The organism is Pseudooceanicola nitratireducens (genome assembly GCF_900109195.1).
Lineage (GTDB): Bacteria > Pseudomonadota > Alphaproteobacteria > Rhodobacterales > Rhodobacteraceae > Pseudooceanicola > Pseudooceanicola nitratireducens.
On record NZ_FNZG01000007.1, the window covers coordinates 1 to 26036 of the forward strand.

The window sequence follows — 26036 nt, forward strand, 5'->3', positions numbered from 1 at the left end:
CCCCCCCATGCCGGTCTCGATGATGTGCCACAGAAATCCCGCGGCCCAGAAGCCACCACTGAGCGCCGTAAACAGCCGCTGGCGTGCAAGATGGGCCGCCTGGTCGACCGACGCGTTTTCGGCATCCCAGGGCTTGGCGGTCATGCCGGTGCTTGCGACCAGTTCTGCAATTTCGCCGTCCGATACACTCTTGGCGCTGTCGAGGATAGTCATCCGTCCATTGATCACGTCGAACGCAAGATGTTCGGCCCCGCCGATCTTCGGGCCGACCACCTTGTTTAGGATTGCTACCTCCTCGGCGCAATCGAGGCCGGACACCTGAAAACTGCGCCCGCCCGCTGGCGCGGGGGTCGCCGGAACGATGTCGCCGCACGTTCCGGCGACCCCGCAGCAGCTGCCGCCGCTTGTCTGGGCATCTTCGGCGTGATCGTGGTCGTGACGATGGGTGTCGGACGGCATGAATGGACCTCTGGATTCGGGTGCTTTACCATGACATAGCCCCTACAGTGGCTAGAGCTTCAAGAGCAAAATACGGTGGTATTTCAGATTGTTTTATTGCTACACGGTTTGATGACCGGCTCGTTCACCCCTTGAGGCATGAGAACCGATCGAAGGAAAACCAGAAACGAAAGGAAGCTCGATGCGGGGTTCGATGCTGAAGCAAAAAATGATGGTTGCGACGGCGCTGTCGCTCCTCGCTGGATGCGCCATTGCTCCAAGTGGCAGTAGCGACCCGGCGAATGCGATCGGGAATGTGCCTGAGAGCGTGGTGGCAATGGCGGCGCCCGATCAGAATATATCGACCGCCCGCCTCAGGCCGGAAGACGGCTGCTATTGGTACGAGCACAGCGGCCCGGTGGAGGTGACCTTGCTCCCTCTGCGAACAGCGAACGGCAACCCGATCTGCGCCGCGCGCCCAACCTGAGATCGATCGACGGACCGCAGGCACGTTGGCCGACCGAGCGCTCCCTCAGCTGCGGGCTGTGACGCTGTCCTCTGCCGAATACAGGTGAGCTGTAGAGCCGAGTTCTACATTCGGATAGAGATCGTTGATGTGGGCCATGACCATCCGCACGCAGCCTGAACTCGCGCGACCGCCGATGCTTCTCGGGTAGGGTGTGCCGTGGATCCGGAGATAGGTGTCGCGATCCCCGACATAGAGATAGAGTGCCCGTGATCCGAGAGCGTTTTCCGGCCCTGGTTCCATCCCATCGGCCCATTGTGCGTTCACGGGATCGCGTTCGATCATGTTTTGTGTTGGCGTCCAGTGCGGCCACCTGACCTTGCGCTTGATGGTATAGACACCTGGCTCGTAGAGGTTGCCCCGCGCGATCGCCACGCCGTAGCGCATCGCGGTTCCACCCTCTTCAATGTGGTAGAGATATCGCGCGACCGCATCGACATGGATATCTCCCGGCACGAGACCGTCCTTCGCGACGACTCGTTGCGGCAGGAACCGCAGGTGCAATCCCCATGGGTTGGAAGTCTCGGCAACATAACCCTGAGGCGTCACCTGTGCGTCCCATTCAGCCTTCTGAGCCTCGGTGGGCCAAGTGTCGGCAAAAGCCATACCGGGACCGGTCACCGAAAAAAGCGCCGTTGTTGTCTGAATGAAGTGTCGTCTTGTCAGCATTTCGTACCCTTTCGGTTCTCACCGGCGATTGATGGCAAGAACGGTATGTGTTCTCCTTGAACAGATAGGACTTCTAGTGGCTAGAGGTTCAAGGGCAAATTTTCGTAAGTAAACATGCGATCCTTGCAGTTTCCAGTTTGCTAGGGAGGAGAAAACTGCTCGCACGATACCTGGTCCGAAGTTGCGCAGCGACAATTCGTTAAGTCGCAGATTGTCTGGAAATTTAGGCACAGCGGCTTCGATATCGCGACCATGAGATCGGGAACGTCACGGCACAGGGAACTTACGCCACTCGCAAATGCTACGATGCCATCTCTGGCTCCGGCTCTCATTCCGTTATTTCGCCCCGTTACAACCTTCACCCACTGGAGCTTCAAGCGATCAATTGTCACAAAAACGTGAGACGAATGGCTAACGAACGCTTTGGGCTGGAAAAGCCTTGTCGCATTCGAACGGAAAGTGGCTTAAACGATCATCTGGGGCGGCACTAAAGCGTGCCAGGTCAAGCCGGTGTCAGCCTCGACAAATGACCTATATTAGGTCAGCTTTCCACATGCGATACCTCCCGTGCCCCGTCACCTCGCGGATCAAACCGCTTGCCTCCATCCATGCGAGATTGCGCTGAACGGCGGCGCGGCTGGCTCCGGTCATGGCCTCAGCCATCGGGGCGGAGACCAAGGGCCATTCCGTGAAAACCTTTCGCAAGGCAACCGGCGTGCGGCCAGATAATTGCGCCATGACGTTTTCTGCCCGCCCGATCCACACTTCAATATCATCAAGTGTTCGCATCGCCGTTAGAATTGCGCTGTTCATCCCATCCAACCAGCGGGCCAAACGCTCGGGTGGCAAGCCCGAAACGCGCAGCCCCCCGGCCCCGGCCATAGCGAGCGGCGCGAAGATGGCACCGCTTCCATCGCTGGTCGCGATCCTGGACGCGGTGACGGCAGCTTCGATCTGGTCGCCGTGGCGTCCGAGGCCCGCCAAGCTCCACAGGTGATACCCCATGCACGCCCGCGTGATCGGGTGGAGACCCTTTGCGGCTGCCATGACGTCCAGCCACCCACCCGCGCGATCCTCGAAACGCTCAGCGCTGTCTTCAATGTTCTCGGGATCGCGGCGATCCAGGAAGGCGGCCAAGTCAGCTTTCGGTCCAGGACCGCCTGTTAGGCGCCGAACAGCCCATCCAACTCTTGCCAGTGCATTTGGGTCATCCTGTGCACCTGACAGCCGCATCGATATCCAGAGCGCCAGACGATCAGAACTCACCCGATCCCCTGCGAACCAGCTGAGATCCGCTGCCTCGATAAGAGCGAGGCGATGCCGCCAGCCTTCCGGGCCACGCAGCAGCCGGTCATCCAGAGCTCCCAGGCGTCCAGCCACTCTTGCCAGTCGCGCAGCGTGAACGCCTTCTGCTTTTGCCCAGTCTTCGACGACAGCAGTGTCGGGCGGTTCCGCCCGTGGCCCTGGAGGCAAATCATCCGGTTCTTCTTCAAGTGACCTAGGTAGAAACCAGAGATCGTCTTCGTGAGCCTCTTCATCCTCCTCGATGGTGATAAGGGGGTCGTCGTAATCATCAGTCAAAGAAGAGGCTTGCGTCACCATGTGTGCAAAATACTGATTTTTTGCACATTGCCCAGGCGTTTTCGTGGCCGCTGCCTGCGCCCTTTATATAGTACGAGCGCGCGACTGCAGGTGAAACCTCTCAGATCGCTTTCAGCGCAAGGAAACCAAAGGTTTTTGGACGAGCACGACGAGAGAGCACCTACTTGCATTTGTTTACAAACGGTCGTTTATTAGCGATATCTTAAATTGCAAACGGCTCTTTTCCATGCCCCTGATAGGCTATGCGCGCGTATCCACAGAGGATCAAACCCCCCTGCCCCAGTCCGAGGCCCTTCAATCTGCGGGTTGCGCAGAGATCTTTGAAGAGCACGCCTCAGGTGGCAATCGGGCGCGGCCGGTGCTTGCACGTGTGCTGGAGCGGATTGGCAAGGGCGACACGCTGGTCGTCGTGCGGATCGACCGGCTTGCGCGGTCTCTGTCGCACTTGCTTGAGGTGATCGAAAGACTGGAGGGCAAGGGGGCGTTCTTCCGCTCGCTCCAGGACCCGATCGACACTGCCTCGCCCCAGGGCAAGTTCACGTTGCAGGTTCTGGGCGCTGCGGCTGAGTTCGAACGCGCTCTGATCCGCGAGCGTACCAAAGCCGGACTTGCCTCGGCACGCTCAAAGGGCCGCGTCGGCGGCAACCCAGGTCTTCGCGCCAAGGACCCTGAAGCGCTGCGCAAGGTACGGCTGGCGCGGCAGGATGGCTACATGGAGCGCCTCAACGAGACCGCGCAGGATTGGGTGCCCCATGTGCGCCGCCTGCGCCCCGATATGGCTTGGGAAGACGTGCTGCGGATCATCAATGGCCCCCTGCCCCATGATCGGCGCTGGACGCAAAGCCGCCTGCTCCGCGCCGTGAAGGCATACGTGGCGGACGGATTCCTGCCGGCTGAAGTGCTTGGGCGCGCCGGTCGTCGCGAAACCGACGATCGCCTGCCTGCGATTGTCGCCGCAATCAAAGGTGCTGACCCCGAGATCACCTTGCAGGCAATCTGCGACCGACTGGAATCCATGCGTGAGCGCACCCCTCGCGGTCGCACCAGCTGGCAGCCTTCCTCAGTCAGAATGCTGCTGGAGCGGGCAGAGCGTCTCGGCCTTTTGTAGGCGGCGATGGTCGGCAAACTACTCCTGTCACTCGGCCAAAATCTTACAGAATCATCGCCTCAACTGGACGAAAACCACGTAAATATCCAACAAAGCCTTGGGGTTAGTTCGCGCGAGCAGAAAATATCTCGAAGGGTATCGGCTTCGCCAGACGCGGCCTTTATCGTTAGGAATCAATGCGTTATATAGCGCGGGCCCCGCGCGGCCAAATTGATGCTGTGGATAACTTTTGCACTACATCTAGATTCTTCTTGCCGGACTCAGATGTTCGTGGCATTTCCATTCTGACGGCAAAACGCGTCAGACGTGGCTTTAACCGTCAGAACGACAAAGAGCCTTAGCAAAGGCCATGAGAGGCGGCAGAACATGGATGATCGAAATACGGGCTACGCGCAAGGCATAGGCTCTTCTGACATCGGAGCATTCGCAGACAGTCTTGCTGAGTCGCTTGACCGGCAGATGAAAGTTGCGTTCGAGCCAGAAGAACGCAAGTCCTTGCGCCGCTTCAGCTCGACCGAGGTCGCCGAGTTGCTGCGCGTTAGTACGTCGAACCTGCGCAACCGCCACAAAGATGGCAGCTTCCCAGAAGTTCACACTGACGGTCGCGGTCATAGGTTCTACACGGCCGAAGAAGTTGACGACCTCCGCAACATTTTGGCGCGGACAGGCAAAAATGCTGACGCGTACAGACCTGGCCGCCGAGACGGTGACCGTCTTCAGGTCATTTCGGTCGTGAATTTCAAAGGCGGCAGCTCGAAGACAACAGCGACAATCCATTTGGCACACAGGTATGCCCTGCGTGGCTACCGCGTGCTTGTTCTGGACCTCGACCCGCAGGCCAGTTTGACGACATTTTTCGGCTTCCGGCCTGAGCTCGAATTCGCCGAAGGCGGCACAATCTACGACGCATTGAGATACGATGATCAGGTTCCGCTCTCGGAGGTCATCCAGAAAACATACTTCCACAAGCTCGACATGGTCCCGGCTGGCTTGATGTTGTCCGAGTACGAAACCGAGACAGCGAATGCCCTTGCGCGCAGGGTTCAGCCGATTTTTGCAGAGCGTCTTGCTCTGGCGCTAGAGGAAGTCGACTCAGACTATGACATCGTGCTGATCGATTGCCCTCCGCAGTTGGGCTTCCTGACATTGACAGCATTGGCAGCGTCCACGGGCTTACTTGTGACGGTCGTCCCCGGCATGCTCGACATCGCTTCGATGAGCCAGTTCCTCAAACTCGCTTCGGAAACGGTCAAAGCCGTCGAAGAGGCGATTGGACGACATGTCACTTGGGACTTCGTAAAGTTCCTGATCACACGCTACGAGCCGTCGGACGGACCACAAACGCAAATGGCCGGGTACCTACGTTCAATCCTTGCGGGCCAAGTCATGACTGAACCGATGCTGAAGTCGACAGCCATTTCTGACGCCGGCATGACTCAGCAAACCATCTATGAGGTAGACCCGAGCCAGCTCATTCGGAAGACCATTGATCGGGCTTTGACCAGCGTGAACAGCGTTGCCGATGAGCTGGAGCAGACAATCCAAATGGCATGGGGGCGTCGCTGATGGCTCGAAATATCTTCAACCAGCCACCGAAAGACGAGAAAGAGTTGGCAGCCCCCTCCCCTGCCCCGGTCAAATCCTCGAAGCTACCTGGCTCGGTTGGCGGATTGCGGGACTCTCTCCGGGAAATCACTGCCAACTCAATCCGAGATATCGAACCCGACCGGATCGATATGGATGGCCTCCGGGATCGCCTGATCCTGGAAGATAGTAGCATTGAAGATCTCGCCGAAAGCATTCGCAAGCATGGTCAGCAAGTGCCGATCATGGTTCGCCCCTCTGACCAACCGGATCGATACCGCATCATCTACGGGCGTCGCAGACTTGCAGCCATTCGAAGAGTTGGTGGAACCGTCAAAGCGATCGTTCGAACGCTCGATGATGATGCTTCTCTGATCGCGCAAGGTCAGGAAAACAACCTGCGGCTGGATCCGTCCTTCATTGAAAAATCTCTTTTTATCAAAGAGATGCAGGAGGCCGGTTACAAGCCTGGCGTCATTCAGGACGCCCTAGGCCTCACCCGGCAAGGTGTGTCGAACCATCGTGTAGTCATCGAGCAGCTGCCTGACGAACTTGTCCGGCTTATCGGCCCGGCTCATGGCGTAGGTCGACGCCAATGGGGTGATCTTGCTGCACTTTCAGAGAAGGTTCCGCTTGTCGACATTGCGCGTGAGACACTTGCCTCTCTGCCTGACACCACTCCAAGCTCGGACAAGTTTCAAGCCGTCTATGTTGCTTGCTCCAGCAAGGCGCGTGGCGCAGCCGACCAAAGCGCCCGTGGCCAAACGACCGTGGTAAAGGACAATAGTGGTAGCCCTGTCGGCACACTTTCAGTCGATGGCAAGTCGATCGCTATCAAGATCACCCGCAAGGACAACCCGGAATTCGGCCAATGGCTCGAAGAGCGCGCGGAAACCACGCTGCGACAGCTTTTTGAACAATGGCAGAATGAGAGAGGCTCGGGGAGCTGATCCCCGGTCATAACCAAAAACACGAGCAGAGGAGAAAGGCGAAGACCAAAAAGAAAAGAGCCCCCCAAGGTTTCCCCCGGAGAGCCCTCATCATCTGATTAGCACCTGTGATGTAGCAATCTCCGACATACCGGTCAAGAGTCACCGATTCGGTGGACGTCTTTTTGTTGCCTTTTCTCGCCAAAAACAGCGGGAAGAGCCGGGGAAGTTGTGGGCCGCAACGGTCGTCGTTCAACAAACATGGCATTCACAAAGCTTTCCGTTCAGACCTTTGGCGTCGGCAAGGGCACCCCCGCCACGTCAACACCTGAAACCGACATCTGGGCAGTCTTCCGCGCGCTCAGAGATACTCGCAGCCTGTTCGGTCTCCGTCCAGGACATGTTCAAACGCTCCAAGCGATGCTGAGCTTTCTCAAGCCTCGGCATGGAGACACAGTCTTCGCTTCCAACGACGAGATCTGCCGTCGAGTTGGCGGGATCGATGAACGAACCCTCCGTAGGCACATCGATCGCTTTGTTGAACTCGGTTTCATGAAGCGCCACGACAGCCCAAATCGCAAGAGATACCGAGTGAAGTCCTCCGAAGGTCAGTCCATTAGCTATGGGTTGTCGCTGGCTCCGTTGCTCGCGCGTGCCGGCGAACTACTTGCGACAGCCCAAGCGATGGAAAACGCTCGTCGGGATCGCGTGTTTTTGCGAAAGCAAATCCTAACCAAACTTGCTCAGATCGACGAAGCTGACCCCGAGAACGAACTCACTCATCAGGTACGCCGAGTTCTTCGGAGGAAGCTCTCGATCGCGGAGTATCGTACTTTGCTCGGCGAACTGGAGGCTCAATGCAAACAGATGTCCACCGCGGTGGACGCACCAGAAACAATGAAACTGCCCGCCAATGACGGGCAAACTGTCCGCCACCATTCTAAGTCTAAAAAAGAACAAAAAGATTTAGAAAGCGGGACCAACAGCCAAACACCTCCCCTGCAAACGCTCACAACCGTTTGTGACCAGGCTACATCGTTCGCAACGAACTCACTTAGGAACTGGCACGATGTCGAAAGCCACGCGAGAACGCTCGCTCCAATGATGGGAATCCACGAAAGCACCTTCGAAAAGGCTGCTAAGAAGATAGGCTCTCAAAAAGCATCATGCGCCATCTTCATAATTCTCCAGATGAGCAATCGCATCCGAGACTTTGGAGCGTATTTCCACAGCATCACGCTCGGTCGCAGAGAAACTGACTTCAACCCATCACTGTTGTTGGAAAGGCTTTCTCGTTCTGGGGCAGCAACTGCGTGATGTCCACCGCGGTGGACATGTCGAGAGGTAGAGATGGGCTGTGAAAGGGGTGACGGGAAGTGAGATCGGGAGAGTGGCTTCCGGCGCCCGTCGCGGAGAAGATCTGATGGCGAAATCTGCCCAGAAAGTCACCCTGTCCCCGTCCCGGGACATTCCCATCGACAAACTCATGCTGAGCCAGTCCAACGTCCGGCGCATCAAGGCCGGCATCTCCATCGAGGAACTGGCCGAAGACATCGCCCGCCGCGGGTTGCTGCAGAGCCTGAGCGTTCGACCCGTTCTGGCGGATGATGGTTCCGAGACCGGCAAGTTCGAAATCCCCGCTGGCGGTCGGCGCTTCCAGGCCCTGTCTCTCCTGGTGAAGCAGAAACGCTTGGCCAAGACCACGCCCATTCCCTGCATCGTGCGGGATGCCACTTCCGCGATCCTCGCCGAAGACGACTCGCTCGCTGAGAACATGCAGCGTGCAGCCCTGCACCCGCTCGACCAGTTCCGCGCCTTCGTTGCGCTTCGGGAGAAGGGCCAAGGCGATGAAGAGATAGCGGCCGCGTTCTTCGTCACGCCGCAGGTGGTCAAACAGCGCCTGAAACTCGCTGCCGTGGCCCCTGCCCTGCTCGAACTTTATGCCGAGGATGAAATGACGCTGGAGCAGCTGATGGCCTTCACCGTCAATCCGGATCACGAGCGTCAGATTCAGGTCTGGGAGGCGATCAAGTCGTCCTGGAACAAGGAGCCCTATCAGATCCGGCGCATGCTGACGGAAACCTCCGTGCGGGCCTCTGACCGGCGCGCCGTCTTTGTCGGCGTCGAGGCCTACGAGGCGGCGGGCGGCACCATGTTGCACGACCTCTTCCAGGGCGACGACGGCGGATGGCTGGAAGACCCTGCCCTGCTCGATCGCCTGGTCAGCGAGAAGCTTCAGGCTGAAGCCGAAGCCATCGCGACCGAAGGTTGGAAATGGATCGAGGTCTCGCTCGACCTGCCCTATGGCTACAGCCACGGCCTGCGACGGCTCAACGGTAATCCGGCGCCGATGTCGGATGACGAAGGCGCGGCCCATGCCAAGCTGCTCGCCGAATACCGGGCGTTCGAAGAGGAGTACGAGGGCCAGGACGAATTCCCTGAAGAGACCGACGCCCGCCTTGGCGAACTCGAAGTCGCGATGGAGAAGCTCGAGAGGCGGCCGCTGATCTTCGACGCGGAGGAGATCGCGCGGGCAGGGGCCTTTGTGACGCTTGATCGCTCTGGCGAGCTTTCCGTCTATCGGGGCTTTGTGCGGCCGGAGGATGAACCTCGGACAGAGGCCGACGTCCACAGCGGTGAACAGGCGGCAGACAGGCAGGGCGCTGAGCTTTCGGCGACGAGCAACGTGGATGGTATCGGCCATGGCACGGTGATCACCTCTGCTGGTCAAGCGCTCGGGGCGGGTCTGTCGGACGAAGAAGACGATGGTGCCTTGAAGCCCTTGCCCGAGCGGCTGGTCATGGAGCTGACGGCGTACCGCACCTTGGCATTGCGCGAAGCTGTCGGGCGTTCTCCCGACATCGCGCTGACGCTGCTGCTCCTGAAGCTCGTCAACGACACTTTCCGGATGTCGAGCGCTTCAGGCGGGTGCTGCGAGGCATCGGTGCGTCACGTCTACATGTCGGCGCAGGCCAGCGATCTGAAGGACAGCGTGGTTGCCAAGCTGGTGGACGATCGCCACGCGGAGTGGGAGGCCGACCTTCCGCTTGGCGACGATGCCGCTCTCTGGGAATACCTGACCTCCCTCGATCAGGTGAGCCGGCTGTCCTTGCTCGCGCATTGCCTTAGCTTCGGGATCAACGCGCTCCACGAGAAGGTGAACCCCTACGGTGCCGGTATCTCCGCCAGTGGTCTGACCCGACGGATGGCGCAGGCCGACTTGCTTGCACAGGCAGTCGATCTCGATATGGTCGAGGCTGGCTGGGAGCCGACGGCCGATACCTACCTGAACCGCGTGCCCAAGGCCCGGATCCTTGAAGCCGTGCGCGAGGCAAAAGGGGAGGGGACGGCGCAGCTCCTCGATCACCTGAAGAAGGCCGAGATGGCGACCGAGGCCGAGCGCCTTCTGAAGGGCAGCGGCTGGTTGCCGGAGGTGCTTCGCCGTCACGATCTGGCGGCACTCGAAGGTGAAGAAGGGCAGGGGGCGTCTGGTGACGTTCCCGACACCGAGTTGTCCGAGGATGTCGATCTGCCCGCCTTCCTCACCGCTGACCTGCCGGGTGATGATGCGTCGATGATGGCCGCGGAGTGATCCGCTCCATCCGAGGGCGGGGAAACCTGCGCTCAATCACATAAAATGCAACAATATCAATAAGATGAATGCAAAATGACGCATTCAGGATGAGGAATCATGTCTCCAACCACCATTCTCGAAACCGCGCCCCTGGGCGCGCTCATTCGCTACACCGATAGCACAACGAAACCGCCCGCCCGGTTCACAAAGAAGCTCGCGGCCTGGGAGCGCTCGAACGGCGTCGGCCGTCTCGTCAAGAAGGAGCCGCCGCGACCCTATCCGACCTGGACGGCGCCGGCGTCGTTCACGCTGCACGAGGGGAACTTCTCTTCGGACGGGGTCATTCTTGTCACCATCATGCGGACTCATTCGGCTGACAGTGCGTTGACATTCGAAGTGGCTGAGGAGCCGAAGCCCGGACAGGTGCGCGTCGTGCTGGATTTCGGCGGCTGCACGGAGCTGTTGCATCTGGCCGAGTCCGTCACGGCTGCCGAACTCTGGATCGCCAGGGAAAGCTATCGCAATGCGCGGCTGGAGATCGTCGGCGAAGAAGACGCTGGCAGGGCAGGGGGCGCGGAGCTTGCCGCCTGAGCCCATTACGAGCCCAAGGGGCCTGCCCAAGCGCTGGCCTCTCACCCATCACGTCCCTCTCCCGCGAGATCGCGGGGCACCATAGGATCCAATCCAACACGGAAGGAGGTCTTCCACGATAAGCCTGCCCGGGAGGCTGGCAGCGAAAGCATCAGCGGGACACCCGGCTCCAATCAGCGGTCGCACCATCCCCCGCTCGCCATTCCCTTCCTTGCCCCGAATCCCGTCTTCGAGATCAACCCGCGAGGGGTCGGACTACGGGCGAGCCCGTGCCGCCGGGTGGATTCGGCCCCGTTTCACTTTTTCGGGCCGAACGCACCCGGTGATGTCAGCCAGTCTTCGGGCCTGCGGGGTCCTGTCGCGCGGGGGATGGTCCTCCGCCTCCAAGACAGGAGCCAAACAGATGTCCCGCAAAGACGCACACGCCTTCGCCGCCTCCCTCGCCGCCACGCTCATGGTCTCGATCGTCGTCTTCCAGGCCGGTGATGGAACCTATGGCGCCGTCCCCGCCGATGAAATCGACGGCGACGAGGTCGTGATCGTCTCGGAATACGATCCCTTCGGGTGAGGCTTTAGCCTCACTTCCCGAGGGCCCAGGCGTGGCACAGGTGTGCACTTGGGCCTAGTAATGTCCCCGTGACCGGGGATAGTCAGTCGGCTAACAATCGCTTCCGACAGTCTGCTTCTACCATGTTCGGGAAGCCTTTTCGTCGATCATCCCTATATGCTGGAAACAGCGGTCACCCCCATGGTGAGCGCTGGTTACATGACGTTCATCAGCGCGGGGTCCATTCCGAACAGGCTGCTGGCGCTGTGCGCTGCCTTTCCGAGCGTCACGCTGCATAGCACGGTAACCGACGCGCCAGGCCAGGCCCTGATGATCTTGATCCCGAAGCTGCATTTGGCCCTTTGGGAACCAAAGTGGATGTCGCTGTCACTCGCTGCCGTCTACCGGCAACCTGAGCGATACTTGAAAACCTGTGGTCCGGCCCGGCCGCGGCGATTGAAGGACAAGGCGGCTGCTGATCCGCTCTGCGATTGCGGCGACGATGGCAAGACCCAGGCCGCTGCCGTCGGAGGTGGCAGAGGCCCGCTCGAAACGCGCTGTCAGCCGGTCGAGTGTTTCGCCTGGCACGACAGGGCCGTCATTTGCCACGGTGAACTGGCCAGATGCGGTCAGCGTGACGTCGACCGGGGTAGTCTGTCCCCCATGACGAAGAGCGTTTTCCACGAGGTTCCGGCACAGAATGGCGAAGGCGTCGGGATCAAGATATGACATGACAGCCATGTCGGGAAGATTTAGCCTGATACGATCTGGCGTGCCCGTGCGGCCAATATCGTCCACCACAATTCTCGCAACGCCCCTCAGATCCGAGCTTTTGTCCATCCTCAATCGCCCGCCTTCTGCCCGCGCCAGTTGCATCATGCGTTCTGTGCGTCGCGTCAGCCTTTTCAGCGTCTCCTCGATGTCGGTCGCACGTTGTGCAGCCGCTCGGTCCTTGGTTTCTGACCTAAGCCTCTGCGCCTGCGCGATCGCTCCCGCGAGTGGTGTGCGTAGCTCGTGAGCGGCATTCGCAGCAAAGCTTCGCTCGGCCTCGAACGCTTCGCGCAATCTGGCCAGCAGGCTGTTCAGGGTGTCAGCCAGCGGGCCGATTTCGGTTGGAAGCCCCTCGTGAGGAACCTGCGAAAGGTCGAGAGCGCCACGTGCGTCCAGCCGCGCACGGAACCGGCGCAGAGGATCAAGGCTGAAGCGAACTGCCAGGATGATCGCGATCAAGGCCACTGGAAGCACGATCAGCAAGGGCAGGCCGAGACCCATCTGGATTTCGCGAGCCACCGACATGCGATGAGCCAGCGGCTCGGCCACGGTGATGCGGATCGTGCCTTGAAGCGCCGCATCGCTGTAGAGACGGTGCGTCGTGGTCTGGCGAAACCCGGGCCCGTCATAGGAGGGGAACACGGTGGGGTCCGCCGCATGCGATTGCAGCAGGACGCGGCCTTCGGCATCGCGCACGAGATAGGTGAAGAACTCGTCGTGCGCACGGATCGGGGCGAGCCGCTGGGTCACACCCTGATCTTCCCGCCCGACGATGTCGGTTACTGCCAGCGGCAGGATCCGCTCCGCTGTCTCACGGAGCGCGCTGTCGAAGACCTCGTCCATTTCGGCCCGGACGATCACGGCCGTCACCGTCGCAGCGAGCAGCCACAGCACCGTCAGCACCAGCCCCACTGATAGGCCGAGCCGCGCCTGAAGGCTTGCGGGCCACCTCATGGCCTGCCCAGGCGGTAGCCCATGCCGCGCTCGGTTTCGATGATTGCGCTCCCCAGTTTCTTCCGCAGGCGGCTGACATGGACCTCGATGGTGTTGCTCTCGACCTCGGCGTCGAAGGCGTAGAGCTTCTCCTCCAACTGCGCCTTGGACAGGAGCTGCCCGGGGCGCGCGAGGAAGGCTTCGAAGAGCGCCCATTCCCGCGCCGTCAGCGGCACATGTCTGCCATCCCGATGGACGCTGCGCGCAGCAAGGTCGATGTCGAGCGGTCCGTGGGTCAGGATCGGGTTGGGGTTGCCGCTGTAGCGCCGCGCGACCGATCCGATCCGCGCCGACAGTTCCGACAGGTCGAAAGGCTTCACAAGGTAGTCGTCTGCGCCCGCGTTGAGGCCTTCGATGCGGTCCGACACTTGGTCGAGTGCGGTAAGAATGATGACCGGCGTCACGTCGCCCCGCGTGCGCAAAACCTTGAGGAACCCGATGCCACGCCCGTCCGGCAGCATCAGGTCGAGCAGGATTAAGTCGTAGGACGTAGCAGCCATGGCATCGCTTGCCGCATCCAACCGCGTAACCCAATCCACTGACTGGCCATCGGCTGCGATCTGGTCGCGCACGGCAGCGCCGAGGGTCGTGTCGTCTTCGATCAGCAATATGCGCATGGTCGTACCCGTTCTTGTCTGATGTCCCTGCATGATCCGTCTGGCTGACACGAAGCTGAAGCCTGTGGGTCGCGCCCGTTCAGGCTGTCGTCAGTTTCGCAGCGCATGAAGTGCATCAAGAGGCGAGCCACTAGGAGTGTGCCCCATGAAGAAGACATTGACAATTATCGGCTTTCTCGCGGTCTTCCCGGCCGGCGCGGCGCTGGCTGACGACGACTGCTTCGTTCCGATGGCTGATTGGCAGCCGCGCGACGCGGTTGCCCGTCTTGCCGAGGAAAATGGCTGGGCGGTGCGCCGCATCAAGATCGACGATGGCTGCTACGAAATTGACGGCCGGGATGCCCAAGGGCGTGCGATCGAGGTGACGGTCCACCCGGCGACGTTGGAAGTAATCGAGTTCGAGTTTGAGGACGACGATGATGATCGTCGCGACCGCGATCACGAGAGACGCGACGATGACTGATACGGCGCATCGTGATGGTAATGTCTCTGCGCCGGGCCTTCCCACACTCCCTCGGCTTTCCCTCAACTCTCCTCTGGCCCTGACGGGCCCGGTGCTGGTGGCGCTGCCATGCCTGCTGGCGGCTCTGTTCGGGATGAACACCTATGCGCCTTATGGTGCGGATGCAGCATTTGGTATTGCCGTCGGGGCCGCGGCAGTTGTCGCGATGGCACAGACCTTGATCCTCGCCGCACGGCCGCCACTGGTGGAACCATTGTTCGGCGGTCTCGATCGAATGTACCGGGTCCACAAATGGCTCGGCATTTCCGCGATGGTCCTGATGATACTGCACCAGCAGATAGAGCCGGATTTCGAGCGTTTGGTGCGTGAAACCTCCCTTGGGGACCTAGGTGAAGAGGCGGGCGAACTTGCCTTCAACGCGCTTCTCGCCCTGGTTGCTGTCAGCTGGTTCCGGAGATTGCCCTTCATCGGGCTCGAGATTCCCTATCAGCTCTGGCGGTTCAGCCATCGTTTCATGGGAGCCCTTTTTGCAATCGTGGTGTTTCACCAGTTTTTTGTCGACATGCCTGCTGGGGTAGACCCGACATTCATGTTGGTGCTGAATGCTTTCGGCATCGCCGGAGTGGTCGCCTGGATCTTCACCGAGTTGCTCGCTCCGCACCTACGGCGTAGAGACTTCACCGTCAGCCAGATCAGGCAGACCGGTGACACGACCACCTTGACGCTCACCCCCAGAGGCCGGGCCATGCGGTGGCGGCCCGGGCAATTCGCTTTCGTTCGAGCGCCGGAAGCTGGACTGTCCGAGCCGCACCCGTTCACGATCGCCAGTTCCCCGCGCCCTGATGGCACTATGACGTTCTCCATCCGGGCTCTGGGTGGCTGGACACGGAGCCTTCCCGCAACCTTGCGGACCGGAACGCGCGTGCAGGTTGAGGGCCCCTATGGCCGCTTCGATTTCCGCAAGGGCGGCGTGCGCCAGATCTGGCTGGCCGGCGGCATTGGCATCACGCCGTTCCTCGCCTGGGCGGAAAGCCTGACGGAGGCGGAAAGGCGCGACATTCACCTTGTCCACTGTGTTCGGACGCAAGACGAGGCGATCGGGTTGGAGACGCTGCGCGCTGCGGCCGCCCGCAATCCGAGATTCAGTTTCGAGGTGGTCGTCACGGCGCGCGATGGCAGGCTCACGGCTGAGCGGCTGATCAGCGCCACCCCTTTCGCAGTCCGGCAAGCCGATCTGTGGTTCTGTGGCCCAACCGGCCTGAAGGACGGGGTCCTCAAGGGCTTGAAAGCGCAAGGTCAAACGCCTCGCCGTGTCCGTTTCGAGCAGTTCGAATTCGCTTAACCGCGGGGCAGGGCGCATCGCCATGTCAGCCCTGTGGCCTGCGCTCGCACCTTTTTGGCCCCGCCCTCATCGGCGGGGCCATTTTCCTGACGGCAAGCTGAAGCGGGAATCGCCGACGCGTCAGGAAGGCCTCAGGTCCTGTCTCCAGATTGTCCTCAGCAGATGACAAGGAGACCCTGCCATGAAGAAGACCCTGACCGCCTTCGCCCTGATCGCCCTGTTGCCCGCTGGCGCCGCCCTGGCCGACGACGACGAGTGCCGCGTGCCCCGTGACCAGTGGCAGCCGCGCGAGGCCGCGATGCAGCTGGCTGAGCAAAACGGCTGGACCGTGCGCGACTTCGAGATCGACGATGGCTGCTACGAGATCGAGGGCCGAGATCAGGATGGCCGGGAGATCGAGGTGAAGCTCGATCCGGCGACGTTGCAGATCGTCGAGATGGATTACGAGGATGAGGACGACGACCGTGGCGGCGCCCGCAATCCCGCGCCCGCCGGCACGGTCGCCCCTCCGCAGAACGGCCTCTTCGGGAACGGCACCCCGCCGCAGGTTCAGGTGAACTGAACCGCTCTCAAGCTCCTCTCCGAACAAGGATCAACCCGATGAAATCGCTTCTCGCAACGCTCGCGCTCACCACCGCGCTGACGCTCCCCGGCCTCGCCATGGCGCGGCCGGGGACGCTCACCACGACCCTCAACAATTACGGCGGCGACGGGGCCTATCTCGCGCTCTACGTCACCGACACCTCGGGCGCCTATGTCGGCAGTCTCTGGATGGCTGGCGGCAAGTCCAAGTACTACGAGCACCTCAGCGATTGGTACCGCGCCACCGGCGGCGACACCGCGCAGGTGAACGGAATCACCGGCGCCAGCGTCGGCGCGGGCCGCACGCTCGAGATCACGCTCGACCTCGCCGACGCGCTCTTCGACGCGGGCTACACGCTCCACATCGACGCGGCCGTCGAGGACATGCGCGACAGTCCGAACGAGGTGGCGGTGCCGCTCACGACCGATGGCGCGGGCACGCCGGTGCGCGGGCGCCGGTACATCGCCAGCTTCGCCTACGACATGTGAGGAGCGGGGCCATGATCCGTGCACTCCATCGCTGGCCGGGTCTTCTGGCCCTCGCGCTCGTCACCATCCTGAGCCTGAGCGGCGCGGCTCTGTCGGTCTTCCCTGCGGCCGAACGGCTTGCCGCCCCGCAGCCGGAGACCGGGCTCACGGTCGCCGCCCTCGCGGACCGCATCCAGACGGTCTATCCGGGCGTCGAGCAGATCCGCCGGTCGCCCTCAGGTCGGATCACCGCCTACTGGTTCGATCAGGGCGCGCCGGGTGCCGCCGTGATCGACCCTGCGACGGGTGAGGGCGTAGCCTCGGCCGACCCGAACCAGGCCGAACGCTGGCTCACCAACCTGCACCGCTCGCTGTTCCTCGGGGACGGCGGCCGCATCGCCATGGCCGCAGGGGCGGCCGCGATGCTGATCCTCTCGCTCTCCGGCGCGACGCTGGTCGCGCGGCGGGTGGGCGGCTGGCGACGCTGGTTCGCGCGCCTGCGCGGACCGCTTGCCGGGCGGCTGCACGCCGAGATCGCACGGATTGCAGTCGTCGGCCTCGTCCTGTCCTCCACGACCGCACTCTGGATGACGGGCTCCACGTTCGATCTTCTGCCGGACGGAGGCGCTATCCCGGCCATGCCGACCAAGGTGAGCGGAGAGACGGAGTTTGCGCTGGACCGGATGGCCACGCTGCAGCAGACGCCCGTCGCCGAGTTGCGCGAGCTGAGCTTTCCCTATCCCGGCGATGCGACGGACGTCTTCACACTCAAGACGGACCGCGGAACCGGATATCTCGATCAGGGCGACGGGGCCCTCCTGGCCTGGGCCGATCTAACGGGATGGGAGCGCCTGTCGGAGACCATCTACATGCTGCACACCGGACAGGGTGCGGCGACGCTTGGCCTCGTGCTGGGGCTCATGGCGCTCGGCGTACCCGCAATGGGCGCGACCGGCGTGCTGGTCTGGCTGGCCGGGCGGCGCGGTCGGCCGCGCATCCGGGGCAACCAGCCCGCGGGGCGCGCTGAGACGGTCCTGCTCGTCGGGAGCGAGGGCGGCAGCACATGGGGCTTTGCCGCGACGCTTCACGCCGCAATGACGCGGGCCGGGCAGAGCGTCCATGTCGCCCCGATGTCGGGCTTCGCCCCCGAACGCTACACCAACGCCCAGCGGATCATTCTGCTCGCGGCGACCTATGGCGACGGGGCGGCGCCGGCCTCGGCGAAGGGCTTCCTCGACCGGCTGAACGCAACCGACCGCGTGCCGGACATTCCTTTGGCGGTGCTCGGCTTCGGCGACCGCAGCTTTCCGGCCTATTGCGCCTTCGCAAGGGACGTCGCGGCAGCGGCGCAGGCGAAGGGTTGGCCCGAGCTTCTGCCGCTCGACACAATCGACGGGCAATCGCCGCAGGATTTCGCCCGCTGGGGCCGGGCACTTGGAGACGCGCTCGGGATCGACCTCGAATTGTCGCACCGGCCTGTCCAGCCGAAAACGACCACCCTGACTCTCGTCTCGCGCCGCGACTACGGCGCCGAGGTGCAGGCCCCGACCGCCATCCTCCGCTTCGCGCTTCCCCGCGTTGCGCTCTGGCAACGGTTGCTCGGGGGCGGGTTCGCCCGGTTCCAGGCGGGTGACCTGATCGGCATTCTTCCCGAAGGCGGGACCGTCCCGCGGCTCTATTCGCTCGCCTCTGGGTGCCGCGACGGCTTCATCGAGATCGTGGTCAAGAAGCATCCCGGCGGCCTCTGCTCGGGTCAGCTCACAGCGCTGGAACCTGGCGACACGGTGAGCGCCTTCTTGCGCCCCAACCCCGGCTTCCGTCCGGGCCGAAGCCGGGCGCCCCTGATCCTGATCGGCGCAGGGACCGGCATCGGGCCGCTAGCGGGCCTTGTGCGCGGCAATACGCGCCGCAGGCCGATCCACCTGTTCTTCGGCATGCGCCATCCCGACAGCGATTTCTTCTACGGCGAGGAGTTCCCCGGATGGCAGGACGAAGGGCGTGTAAGCCGGCTGGTCACGGCCGTCTCGCGCGGGGCGCGTCCCCATTACGTCCAGGACGTGCTGCGCGGCGAGGCCACTCAGGTCGCGGAGCTCATCCGCAATGGGGCGCGCGTGATGGTCTGCGGCGGACGGGACATGGCCGCCGGTGTGGCCGAGGCGCTGGTCGAGATCCTCGCACCAACCGGGCTGACGCCGGCGGCCCTGAAGGCGGAGGGGCGGTATGTCGAAGATGTCTACTGAGCTGACGAGGCACGCCCTGAACGGGGCGACCATGGGCACGCGCTGGTCAGCGCTGTTCTTCGCGGAGCCGGAGTTCGACCCGGCCCCGATCCGCACCGCGCTGCAGGCGGCCGTCGACGAGGTGGACGGACAGATGTCCACATGGAAGCCGGACAGCGACGTGATGCGGCTCAACGCGGCGCCGGTGGGAGAATGGGTGGCGGTGCCCGCGCAACTGGCTGCGGTCCTGCGCCTCGGCCTCGAGATAGGGCGCGCCTCGGGCGGAGCCTTCGATATCGGCATGGGCGATGCGGTGACGGCCTGGGGCTTCGGACCGGAGGCCGCCGCGCCGGATGGCATCCGCGCCGCTATGGAAACCTCGCGCCGCCGGGCACATGAGGTTCTGGAGATGGACGACGCCCGCGTGCGCAAGGCCGCAGTCCTGAAGCTCGACCTCAACGGCATCGCCAAAGGCTATGGCGTCGACCGGCTCGCCGAGACGCTGCGCGATCATGGGATTTCCGATGCCCTCGTCGGGATCGATGGCGAGATGCGTGCAATGGGCCTCCGGCCGGACGGCGAGGCCTGGACCATCGCGGTCGAGGCGCCGGACGCCGATCGCCGGACGCCGCATTCGATCCTCGCGCTGCAGGATGCCGCCGTCGCCACCTCCGGCGATTATCGCCACTGGGTCGAGGTTCGGGGACGACGCCTGTCGCACACAATGGACCCGAGGCGCGGTGCGCCGCTGATCGCATCGCCGGCCTCCGTCACTGTCGTTGCCCGCAGCTGTGCCGAAGCCGACGCGTGGGCGACGGCCCTCATGGTGCTTGGGGAGGACAAGGGCGTGACGCTTGCAAGACAAAGCGGCCTCGACGCCCTGTTCCTCTTGCGCGATGATGAGGCCAGCGTAAGAGGCGTGGGAGTCGGACGAGTATTTTCCGAAAAACCAACAGCAATCGCCTCAGCCAAGAGGAGATGAGCCGCATGGAAACGACCCGAGCCGATCGCTTGAAGACCGCTATCCTGCTCGGTGCCGTGGCCGGCCTGCTTGTTGGTCTTGCGGTCTACTTTTCCGGCGAACCCGACGTCGCGAACGCGGTCTGGATCGCGGGCGTCGTTCCCGCGCTCGCCGCGCTCGTGGTCGAGATCCTGCGCAGCCTGCGTTCCGGCGAAGTGGGCCTCGATATTGTCGCCGCGCTCTCCATGTCGGCGGCGCTCGTCTTCGGCGAGACCCTCGCCGCGGCGGTGGTCGCCGTAATGTATTCCGGCGGCACCTTCCTCGAAGCCTTCGCGGAAGGGCGTGCCCGCCGTGAAATGCACGACCTGCTGTCCCGTGTGCCCCGGACCGCGACAAGACACCGGAATGGCGGGCTGGAGGAAGTGCCGCTGAACGAAATTGCGCCCGGCGACCGCCTTCTGATCCGGCAGGGCGACGTGGTGCCGGTGGATGGCACCTTGAGCTCAGAGACGGCCTTCGTCGATACCTCGGCGCTGACGGGGGAATCCCTGCCCGTCCGGCTCCGTTACGGCGCCGAGGCCATGAGCGGATCGACCAATGCGGGCGAAGCCTTCGACCTGATCGCAACTCACGAGGCCAAGGACAGCACCTATGCCGGGATCGTCCGGCTGGTGGAAGAGGCGCAGGCCTCCAAGGCGCCCATGTCGCGACTGGCCGACCGTTGGTCGCTGGGGTTTCTGGCCGTCACGGTCAGCATCGCCTTCGCGGCATGGTGGTTCACCGGCGATCCGATCCGGGCCGTCGCCGTGCTTGTCGTCGCAACGCCATGTCCCCTGATCCTGGCCGTGCCGGTCGCGCTGGTCGCAGGCCTGTCGCGCGCGGCGCATTTCGGGGTGCTGATCAAGGGAGCGGGGCCGCTCGAGACGATGGCGCGCATCCTCACGCTGATCCTCGACAAGACCGGCACGCTGACGGACGGACGGCCGCAGATCGTTGCAATCGACAGCCACGACGGCATGGCAGAGGAGGACATACTGCGCTTGGCTGCCGCGCTCGACCAAGCGTCCAAGCACCCCGTGGCTCAGGCCATCGTCGCCGCCGCAAAGGAGCGGGGCTTCTCTCTACCCGTTCCGTCAGACGTGGCGGAGATTCCGGGCGAAGGCGTCGTCGGCTATGTCGAAGGCCGGAAGATCATCGTCGGCGGGGATGCCTTCGTCGCATCCCGCGTCGGACGGCGGCCCGGCGATCATTCCGCCATCGCCGCTGGTTCGGTCCTCGTTGCTGTCGCGGTCGACGGGCACATGGTAGGGCATCTCGTCATGTCCGATCCCCTGCGCGACGGCGCGGGCCAGATGCTGGACGGGCTGCGGCGCGAGGGGATCGCGCGTATCCTGCTCGCGACCGGAGACCGCGCTGACGTGGCCGAGCGTGTCACCGAAGGGCTTGGGCTCGACGGTCTGCGGGCCGGGCTGACACCGGACCAGAAAGTGTTGCTCGTTCTCACCGAGCGCAAGAACGGCCCGGTGATGATGGTGGGCGACGGGGTCAACGACGCGCCCGCGCTCGCAGCGGCAGACGTGGGCGTCGCCATGGGCGCACGGGGCGCGGCGGCCTCGGCGGAGGCGGCGGATGTCGTGCTGCTTGTCGACCGTATCGACCGCCTCGGGCCAGGGATCGAGATCGCGCGCGGCGCGCGCCGCATCGCTGTCGAAAGCGTTGTCGCCGGGATCGGCCTTTCGGTCATGGGCATGATCGCGGCGGCTTTCGGCTATCTCACTCCGGTGCAGGGGGCGCTCCTGCAGGAGGTCATCGACGTTGCAGTGATCCTGAACGCCCTCCGCGCGCTGCGCATCGCGCCCCATGAACCCACTATTCCGAAACCAAAGGCTGTCTCCTCCGGGCAGGATGACATCGCGCAAGGAGCCACGCCATGAGCCGCCTCTCGCATTCCGAAATCCACATGGTGCATCGCATCGGCTGGCTGCGGGCCGCCGTTCTCGGCGCGAACGACGGGCTGGTGTCGACGGCAAGCCTCGTGGTCGGCGTCGCCGCAGCAGGATCGGGAAAGCCGGAGGTCCTTATAGCGGGGCTGGCTGGCCTCGTGGCCGGCGCGATGTCCATGGCGGCAGGCGAGTACGTCTCAGTCAGTTCCCAGACTGACGCGGAAAACGCTGACCTTGCGCGCGAGACCCGCGAACTGGCGGAAACACCCGAGGCCGAACTCGAAGAACTTACCCAAATCTATGTCGAGCGAGGGCTGGACCGAGACCTTGCCGAAAAGGTGGCCGTGCAACTGACCGAACGTGACGCGCTCGGATCGCATGCCCGCGACGAGCTTGGCATCTCCGAGACCGTGACAGCCCGCCCGATCCAGGCCGCCTTGGTGTCGGCGCTGACCTTCGCCGTGGGTGCGGTGCTGCCCTTGATCGTCGTACTGGTCGTCCCGGATGCACGGATCGTTTTCTTGGTCGCCGTGTCGACGATCCTCGGCCTCGCGGTTCTTGGTGGATTAGGCGCTTCTGCTGGCGGTGCTGGTGTTATTCGAGGTGCTGCAAGGGTCACGCTCTGGGGTGCACTCGCCATGGCGGCGACCGCTGGAGTCGGTGCGCTGTTCGGGGTCGCCGTAGGCTAGGGAGTAGCCGAGGTCTCGGGCGGAAGCTTCCACGTTGGCGCGGGCTTCCACCTTGTGCCGATCTTCGAATGTGGCAATCGCTTTGGCGACGTCATTCTGCATTTTCTTCAGCTCGCTGAGCGACAGTACGTCGAGATCGAAAGCAGCCGTTGGTGCGGTCCGTGTCCTGAATATTCCGGTATCGATAGCCCGTCGCGGCAAGGCCCTGCATTCCGCAGCACGGAAGGGCAGGGGGGCGAGAGCCGGTGATAGCCACTTGGGCCGCTAGCGGCGTGCTGGGCTTGGGGTAAAGCAGTCCCGATGGGCAAGGGGACATGGTCTGGCATGGGCTCCCCGTCTCTCTCTGTCTTCTGGGCCATCCCTTCGACTGACAATCCCCTAATCCCGTTCGGTCTCCCGCGCGCATGGCCAATGCCGCCGGGGGCAAAGACCCGCGCACCTGCCCGCCGTGCCATGGTCATCAGGAAAGCCGCCAGGACGGATTTGCCAGAGCCGGGACGGCCGAGGATCAGCGTGTGGCCTCCCGTGGGCTCGCGATCCGGCGCGCCCTGTTCGTGGAAGTTGAAGCGAAAACCGCTGCGCTCCGGCGTCGGGAAGAGTGTGATCGGCACGCCCCACGGCACCTCTCGCCCAGTCTTTCCGAGCGGGGTGCGGTGGAAGGTAGCGAGATCGGCGAAGTTGTGGTTCGTGATTGCGGCCTTGCGGCTGCGCGCCCCGGTATTGCCGGGATGCTGCGCCATGAAATGCGCGCGCGCCCCGAAGGCTTCCGAGATCAGGTTGATCCCGGAAGTGGCGGAGATGTTGCGGATTTCGGCCGCGATGTCGTCAAGCGCCGTCTGGGTGCGGGCATAGACGGCCACGGTCATGTGGTGCTCGCCGAAGATCAGGCGTTTGGATTCCAGATCGTCCTGCGCGAGTTCCAGTTCCTGGGCGAGACTGACGGCTCCGTCATTGGCGGCCTGCATCAGCCGCAGCTGCCGCTTGATCCGGCCCGCCATGATGTTGGCGTTGATCGGCACAAAAGAGTGCGTGACCACCATGTCGACGGGCAAGTTCAACTCGTCGAGCATCAGGCTATCGGTCTTGGCGGGGTAGTTCTTCACCGCAAAGATCGCCCCGAGCTTGTCGCCGACGGCACCGTCCGAGAGTGCGATGGTCGTGCCGCGGAAGGTAACGCGGGTATTTGCTACGTCCTCGGCGATCACACCGAGGCGCGACCGGGGGAAGAGCGGGTGCTCCTCGCCTGTGTTGAGTGAACCGAGGAAGCCCAGAAGCTCGCCGGTGCTTGCGGCCAGCAGGCGGGGCTTCAGCTCATCGAAGGACGACAGCAGAAACCCCACAACCTCGTCGAGCTTGCGCAAGCGGCGGGTCGTGTCCGCCACATGTCGCGCGCGAGACGCCCCCAGACCGAAGGGCAGACGGCTGCTCGCCTCGGGGCGCTTGAGCACGGTCAGGGTCAGCGTCTTGTCGCGCAAGCCAGATTGACCCAGATGCGCGCGCCAGCGTTGATCGACGGCAGCCGCAAACCCTTCGCCCGGAACGGGCGGCAGGGTCACATCGACCGCTTTCGACACCTTGTGCAGGTAGAAGGAGAACTCCGTCCCCACCTGCGCGACGATGCCAGCCAGCAACCCTCCGATCCGGTCGAGATGCCCGTCCTCGCTCGTGGTGCTGTTCACCCCTTCGAGGCGGATGCACTGCATCAGTTCGTTGCCGCGTGTCCGGATCGTTCGGTCGTTCACGAGGCTCACATAAGGCAGCATCATTGAGAGCCGCTTCTCGCCCTTGACCCATGCGGGTAGCGCGGTCAGCGGATCGATGGCGTTCTCAACCTCATCGGCAATTCCATCACGGGGCATAGCTGTCGCCTCCGTGCAGCTTGCGGTTCGTCGTGGGCGGGGTTTCCTGCAGGGTGATCACCAGGACATCGAGGAAGTTCGGATCCCAGTCTGCGGCCTTCCAGAGCGCCGGCCAGGCTAGCCCCGCGAACACAGCCACCACCCAGCTCTGCACCCAGAGGAACAGAAGCGTCGAGCCGAAGAGCCAGACCATGGCGTACATGATCGGCAAGCCCATCAGCTTGGGTGGCCTGAGAAGGCCGATGAACACGCGGGACTGGTCAGCCATGTATTTAGCTCAGGTGGTCCAGATGGCGGCGACGATGGTGGGTGCTGCGGCGATGCCGGCGATTGCAACCACGACCCAGAGCGCCTGACGAAAGTCGAGGATGCCAAAGAGCCAGGAAAGGAACACCCCGATCAGTGCGAGCGTGCCAATCACGATCCCCAAGGGACCGGTGATCGCATCGACAATTCCTTGAAGCAGGGTCTGTACCGGCGAGAGGTCGATGCTCTGTGCAAGCGCTGGACCCGCTAGCACGATAAGGGCCATCGCGCCGAGCGCGACGATCGAAGGTCTCGATGTCATGAAAGATCTCCTCTGAGCCGCTCAAACACGGCAGTCACACGGGCCACATGCCCTTGGGTTTCTCGAAAAGGGGGGACGCCGCCGTGGCGCGTGACCGCCTCCGGACCAGCGTTGTAGGCCGCAAGGGCCAGAGAGCCTTCGCCGAACTGGTCGAGCATCATCAGCAGGTAGCGGGCTGATCCGTCGAGGTTCTGCGCAATGTCATGTGGGTCCACGCCGAGATCGCGGGCGGTATCCGGCATAAGCTGCCCAAGGCCTATGGCACCGACAGGGCTACTTGCTGCGGGATTGTATGCGCTCTCGACTTCGATGTTGGCTCGGTAAAGGAGCGCCCAATCAGTGACGGAAAGCCCTGCGCGACGCAGTGCACCATGCCCGGCATACCGTAGAGCCGTGGTCTCGATCGCATGGAGGATTTCTGGGGTGGCGCGGGCGGCAGATCGAGCCGGGATCGCTGTCTCGACAGTGGCGTCAGGAACGCGAGGTTCTGCGAAGAGAAAAAGGCGCCCGTTTGCCTCTTGAGAAGTGGAAATCAATTGGCCGTCTGGGCCAACCGAGAAGATGAAGCCGTCGGCCAGGGCCGGGGGCGCGGAACAAACGCCTGTACCCAAAGCAACGACGAGCGCAGTCGCGCGGTCAGCTGCCTTTGACCGGAGGCGCGGCGTGGCGCTCGCGGCCACCTTCTTCAAGTGGGATGCTAGCGGTTGTACAGCCCATGTCGGCCAGGAAACTGACAAGACCAACGATGGTTTTGAAGTCGCGGAGCTTGAGGACGCTTCGGCTGGTGACGAGCATTTTATCGTCACGCCCATCAGTGGCGACGGCGCGGATGACCCACGAGCCGTACCAGCTGTTATGGCGCTTCTCCGCTCGCTCCTTGCAGACCACCTCAATGAGGTAGCCCTCGGCGAGCAAGCCGCGCAGTCCGTCTTCTGTAACCACATTCGGGGCTTCTTCTATCATGGCCTTCCCTTGGGTCCTTGTTCTGCCTGG

General features: G+C 62.9%; 24 protein-coding genes and 2 pseudogenes. 16 read left to right on the forward strand and 10 right to left on the reverse strand.

Translation table 11 applies throughout. The features are described from left to right. Positions 1–459, reverse strand: a pseudogene (locus BMX99_RS17595) (heavy metal translocating P-type ATPase); the annotation flags it as partial. Between the two features lie 181 nt (positions 460–640). Here BMX99_RS17595 and BMX99_RS17600 point away from each other — a divergent pair. Then, positions 641–925 (forward strand): hypothetical protein, encoded by a 285-nt coding sequence (locus BMX99_RS17600; protein ID WP_093454916.1) that lies wholly within the window; start codon positions 641–643, stop codon positions 923–925. Positions 926–970: 45 nt separating this feature from the next. Here BMX99_RS17600 and BMX99_RS17605 read toward each other — a convergent pair whose 3' ends face one another. Both BMX99_RS17605 and BMX99_RS17610 read right to left on the reverse strand, forming a co-directional pair. After that, complete coding sequence (locus BMX99_RS17605; protein WP_093454917.1) at positions 971–1633, reverse strand: L,D-transpeptidase; 663 nt, start codon at positions 1631–1633, stop codon at positions 971–973. A 531-nt stretch (positions 1634–2164) separates the two neighbouring features. Beyond that, entirely contained in the window at positions 2165–3235 is a 1071-nt protein-coding gene (locus BMX99_RS17610; protein ID WP_093454918.1) for a hypothetical protein, read from the reverse strand. 226 nt (positions 3236–3461) lie between these two features. Here BMX99_RS17610 and BMX99_RS17615 point away from each other — a divergent pair, with 226 nt between their 5' ends. The 7 genes from BMX99_RS17615 to BMX99_RS19775 all read left to right on the forward strand — a co-directional run bounded on the left by BMX99_RS17615 (position 3462) and on the right by BMX99_RS19775 (position 11589). Next, complete coding sequence (locus tag BMX99_RS17615) at positions 3462–4343, forward strand: recombinase family protein (protein WP_008335982.1); 882 nt, start codon at positions 3462–3464, stop codon at positions 4341–4343. A gap of 366 nt (positions 4344–4709) precedes the next feature. After that, positions 4710–5909: a plasmid partitioning protein RepA gene (repA, locus tag BMX99_RS17620; RefSeq protein WP_028288490.1), complete on the forward strand. Its 1200-nt coding sequence runs from the start codon at positions 4710–4712 to the stop codon at positions 5907–5909. Further along, positions 5909–6877: a plasmid partitioning protein RepB gene (gene repB / locus BMX99_RS17625; protein WP_244525677.1), complete on the forward strand. Its 969-nt coding sequence runs from the start codon at positions 5909–5911 to the stop codon at positions 6875–6877. Before repA ends, repB begins: the two co-directional genes overlap by 1 nt. Positions 6878–7117: 240 nt before the next feature. Further along, positions 7118–8173, forward strand: coding sequence for a plasmid replication protein RepC (repC, locus tag BMX99_RS17630; RefSeq protein ID WP_058249037.1), 1056 nt, complete (start codon positions 7118–7120; stop codon positions 8171–8173). A 106-nt stretch (positions 8174–8279) separates the two neighbouring features. Further along, entirely contained in the window at positions 8280–10448 is a 2169-nt protein-coding gene (locus tag BMX99_RS17635; RefSeq protein ID WP_093454920.1) for a ParB/RepB/Spo0J family partition protein, read from the forward strand. A 99-nt stretch (positions 10449–10547) separates the two neighbouring features. After that, complete coding sequence (locus tag BMX99_RS17640) at positions 10548–11021, forward strand: hypothetical protein (RefSeq protein WP_093454921.1); 474 nt, start codon at positions 10548–10550, stop codon at positions 11019–11021. Positions 11022–11424: 403 nt separating this feature from the next. Then, positions 11425–11589: a hypothetical protein gene (locus BMX99_RS19775; RefSeq protein WP_009574204.1), complete on the forward strand. Its 165-nt coding sequence runs from the start codon at positions 11425–11427 to the stop codon at positions 11587–11589. 366 nt (positions 11590–11955) lie between these two features. Here BMX99_RS19775 and BMX99_RS17645 read toward each other — a convergent pair whose 3' ends face one another. Both BMX99_RS17645 and BMX99_RS17650 read right to left on the reverse strand, forming a co-directional pair. Continuing rightward, the gene (locus tag BMX99_RS17645; RefSeq protein WP_093454922.1) at positions 11956–13293 is read right to left on the reverse strand and encodes an ATP-binding protein; all 1338 of its coding nucleotides are present in this window, start codon (positions 13291–13293) and stop codon (positions 11956–11958) included. After that, positions 13290–13949, reverse strand: coding sequence for a response regulator transcription factor (locus tag BMX99_RS17650; RefSeq protein WP_038068681.1), 660 nt, complete (start codon positions 13947–13949; stop codon positions 13290–13292). The genes BMX99_RS17645 and BMX99_RS17650 overlap by 4 nt, the downstream gene beginning before the upstream one ends. A gap of 145 nt (positions 13950–14094) precedes the next feature. Between BMX99_RS17650 and BMX99_RS17655 the strand changes: the two genes are divergently transcribed. From BMX99_RS17655 to BMX99_RS17690, 8 genes are all read left to right on the forward strand, one after another. After that, positions 14095–14412, forward strand: coding sequence for a PepSY domain-containing protein (locus BMX99_RS17655; protein WP_038068680.1), 318 nt, complete (start codon positions 14095–14097; stop codon positions 14410–14412). After that, a complete protein-coding gene (locus BMX99_RS17660) occupies positions 14369–15754 on the forward strand; it encodes a ferredoxin reductase family protein (protein ID WP_093454923.1) in 1386 nt (461 codons plus the stop codon). The genes BMX99_RS17655 and BMX99_RS17660 overlap by 44 nt, the downstream gene beginning before the upstream one ends. A 181-nt stretch (positions 15755–15935) precedes the next feature. Next, complete coding sequence (locus BMX99_RS17665) at positions 15936–16316, forward strand: PepSY domain-containing protein (protein WP_054540791.1); 381 nt, start codon at positions 15936–15938, stop codon at positions 16314–16316. 38 nt (positions 16317–16354) lie between these two features. Beyond that, positions 16355–16825 (forward strand): DUF2271 domain-containing protein, encoded by a 471-nt coding sequence (locus BMX99_RS17670; protein ID WP_093454924.1) that lies wholly within the window; start codon positions 16355–16357, stop codon positions 16823–16825. An 11-nt stretch (positions 16826–16836) separates the two neighbouring features. Continuing rightward, the gene (locus BMX99_RS17675; protein WP_093454925.1) at positions 16837–19044 is read left to right on the forward strand and encodes a PepSY domain-containing protein; all 2208 of its coding nucleotides are present in this window, start codon (positions 16837–16839) and stop codon (positions 19042–19044) included. Then, on the forward strand, positions 19025–20005 hold the full coding sequence (locus BMX99_RS17680) for an FAD:protein FMN transferase (RefSeq protein WP_093454926.1): 981 nt from the start codon (positions 19025–19027) through the stop codon (positions 20003–20005). Before BMX99_RS17675 ends, BMX99_RS17680 begins: the two co-directional genes overlap by 20 nt. A 5-nt stretch (positions 20006–20010) precedes the next feature. Then, entirely contained in the window at positions 20011–21918 is a 1908-nt protein-coding gene (locus BMX99_RS17685; protein WP_093454927.1) for a heavy metal translocating P-type ATPase, read from the forward strand. Next, positions 21915–22616: a VIT1/CCC1 transporter family protein gene (locus tag BMX99_RS17690; protein ID WP_038070015.1), complete on the forward strand. Its 702-nt coding sequence runs from the start codon at positions 21915–21917 to the stop codon at positions 22614–22616. Before BMX99_RS17685 ends, BMX99_RS17690 begins: the two co-directional genes overlap by 4 nt. A 425-nt stretch (positions 22617–23041) precedes the next feature. On the opposite strand, the pseudogene BMX99_RS17700 reads toward BMX99_RS17690, so the two are convergent. The 5 genes and pseudogenes from BMX99_RS17700 to BMX99_RS17720 form a co-directional block, all read right to left on the reverse strand. Then, positions 23042–24475, reverse strand: a pseudogene (locus tag BMX99_RS17700) (VirB4 family type IV secretion/conjugal transfer ATPase); the annotation flags it as partial. Continuing rightward, complete coding sequence (locus tag BMX99_RS17705) at positions 24465–24743, reverse strand: VirB3 family type IV secretion system protein (RefSeq protein WP_009574151.1); 279 nt, start codon at positions 24741–24743, stop codon at positions 24465–24467. The gene BMX99_RS17705 and the pseudogene BMX99_RS17700, both read right to left, overlap by 11 nt. A 9-nt stretch (positions 24744–24752) precedes the next feature. Continuing rightward, positions 24753–25043 (reverse strand): TrbC/VirB2 family protein, encoded by a 291-nt coding sequence (locus tag BMX99_RS17710; protein ID WP_054540759.1) that lies wholly within the window; start codon positions 25041–25043, stop codon positions 24753–24755. After that, complete coding sequence (locus BMX99_RS17715; RefSeq protein WP_093454928.1) at positions 25040–25723, reverse strand: lytic transglycosylase domain-containing protein; 684 nt, start codon at positions 25721–25723, stop codon at positions 25040–25042. The genes BMX99_RS17710 and BMX99_RS17715 overlap by 4 nt, the downstream gene beginning before the upstream one ends. Next, positions 25680–26006: a hypothetical protein gene (locus BMX99_RS17720; RefSeq protein WP_010138156.1), complete on the reverse strand. Its 327-nt coding sequence runs from the start codon at positions 26004–26006 to the stop codon at positions 25680–25682. The genes BMX99_RS17715 and BMX99_RS17720 overlap by 44 nt, the downstream gene beginning before the upstream one ends. Positions 26007–26036 lie beyond the last annotated feature (30 nt).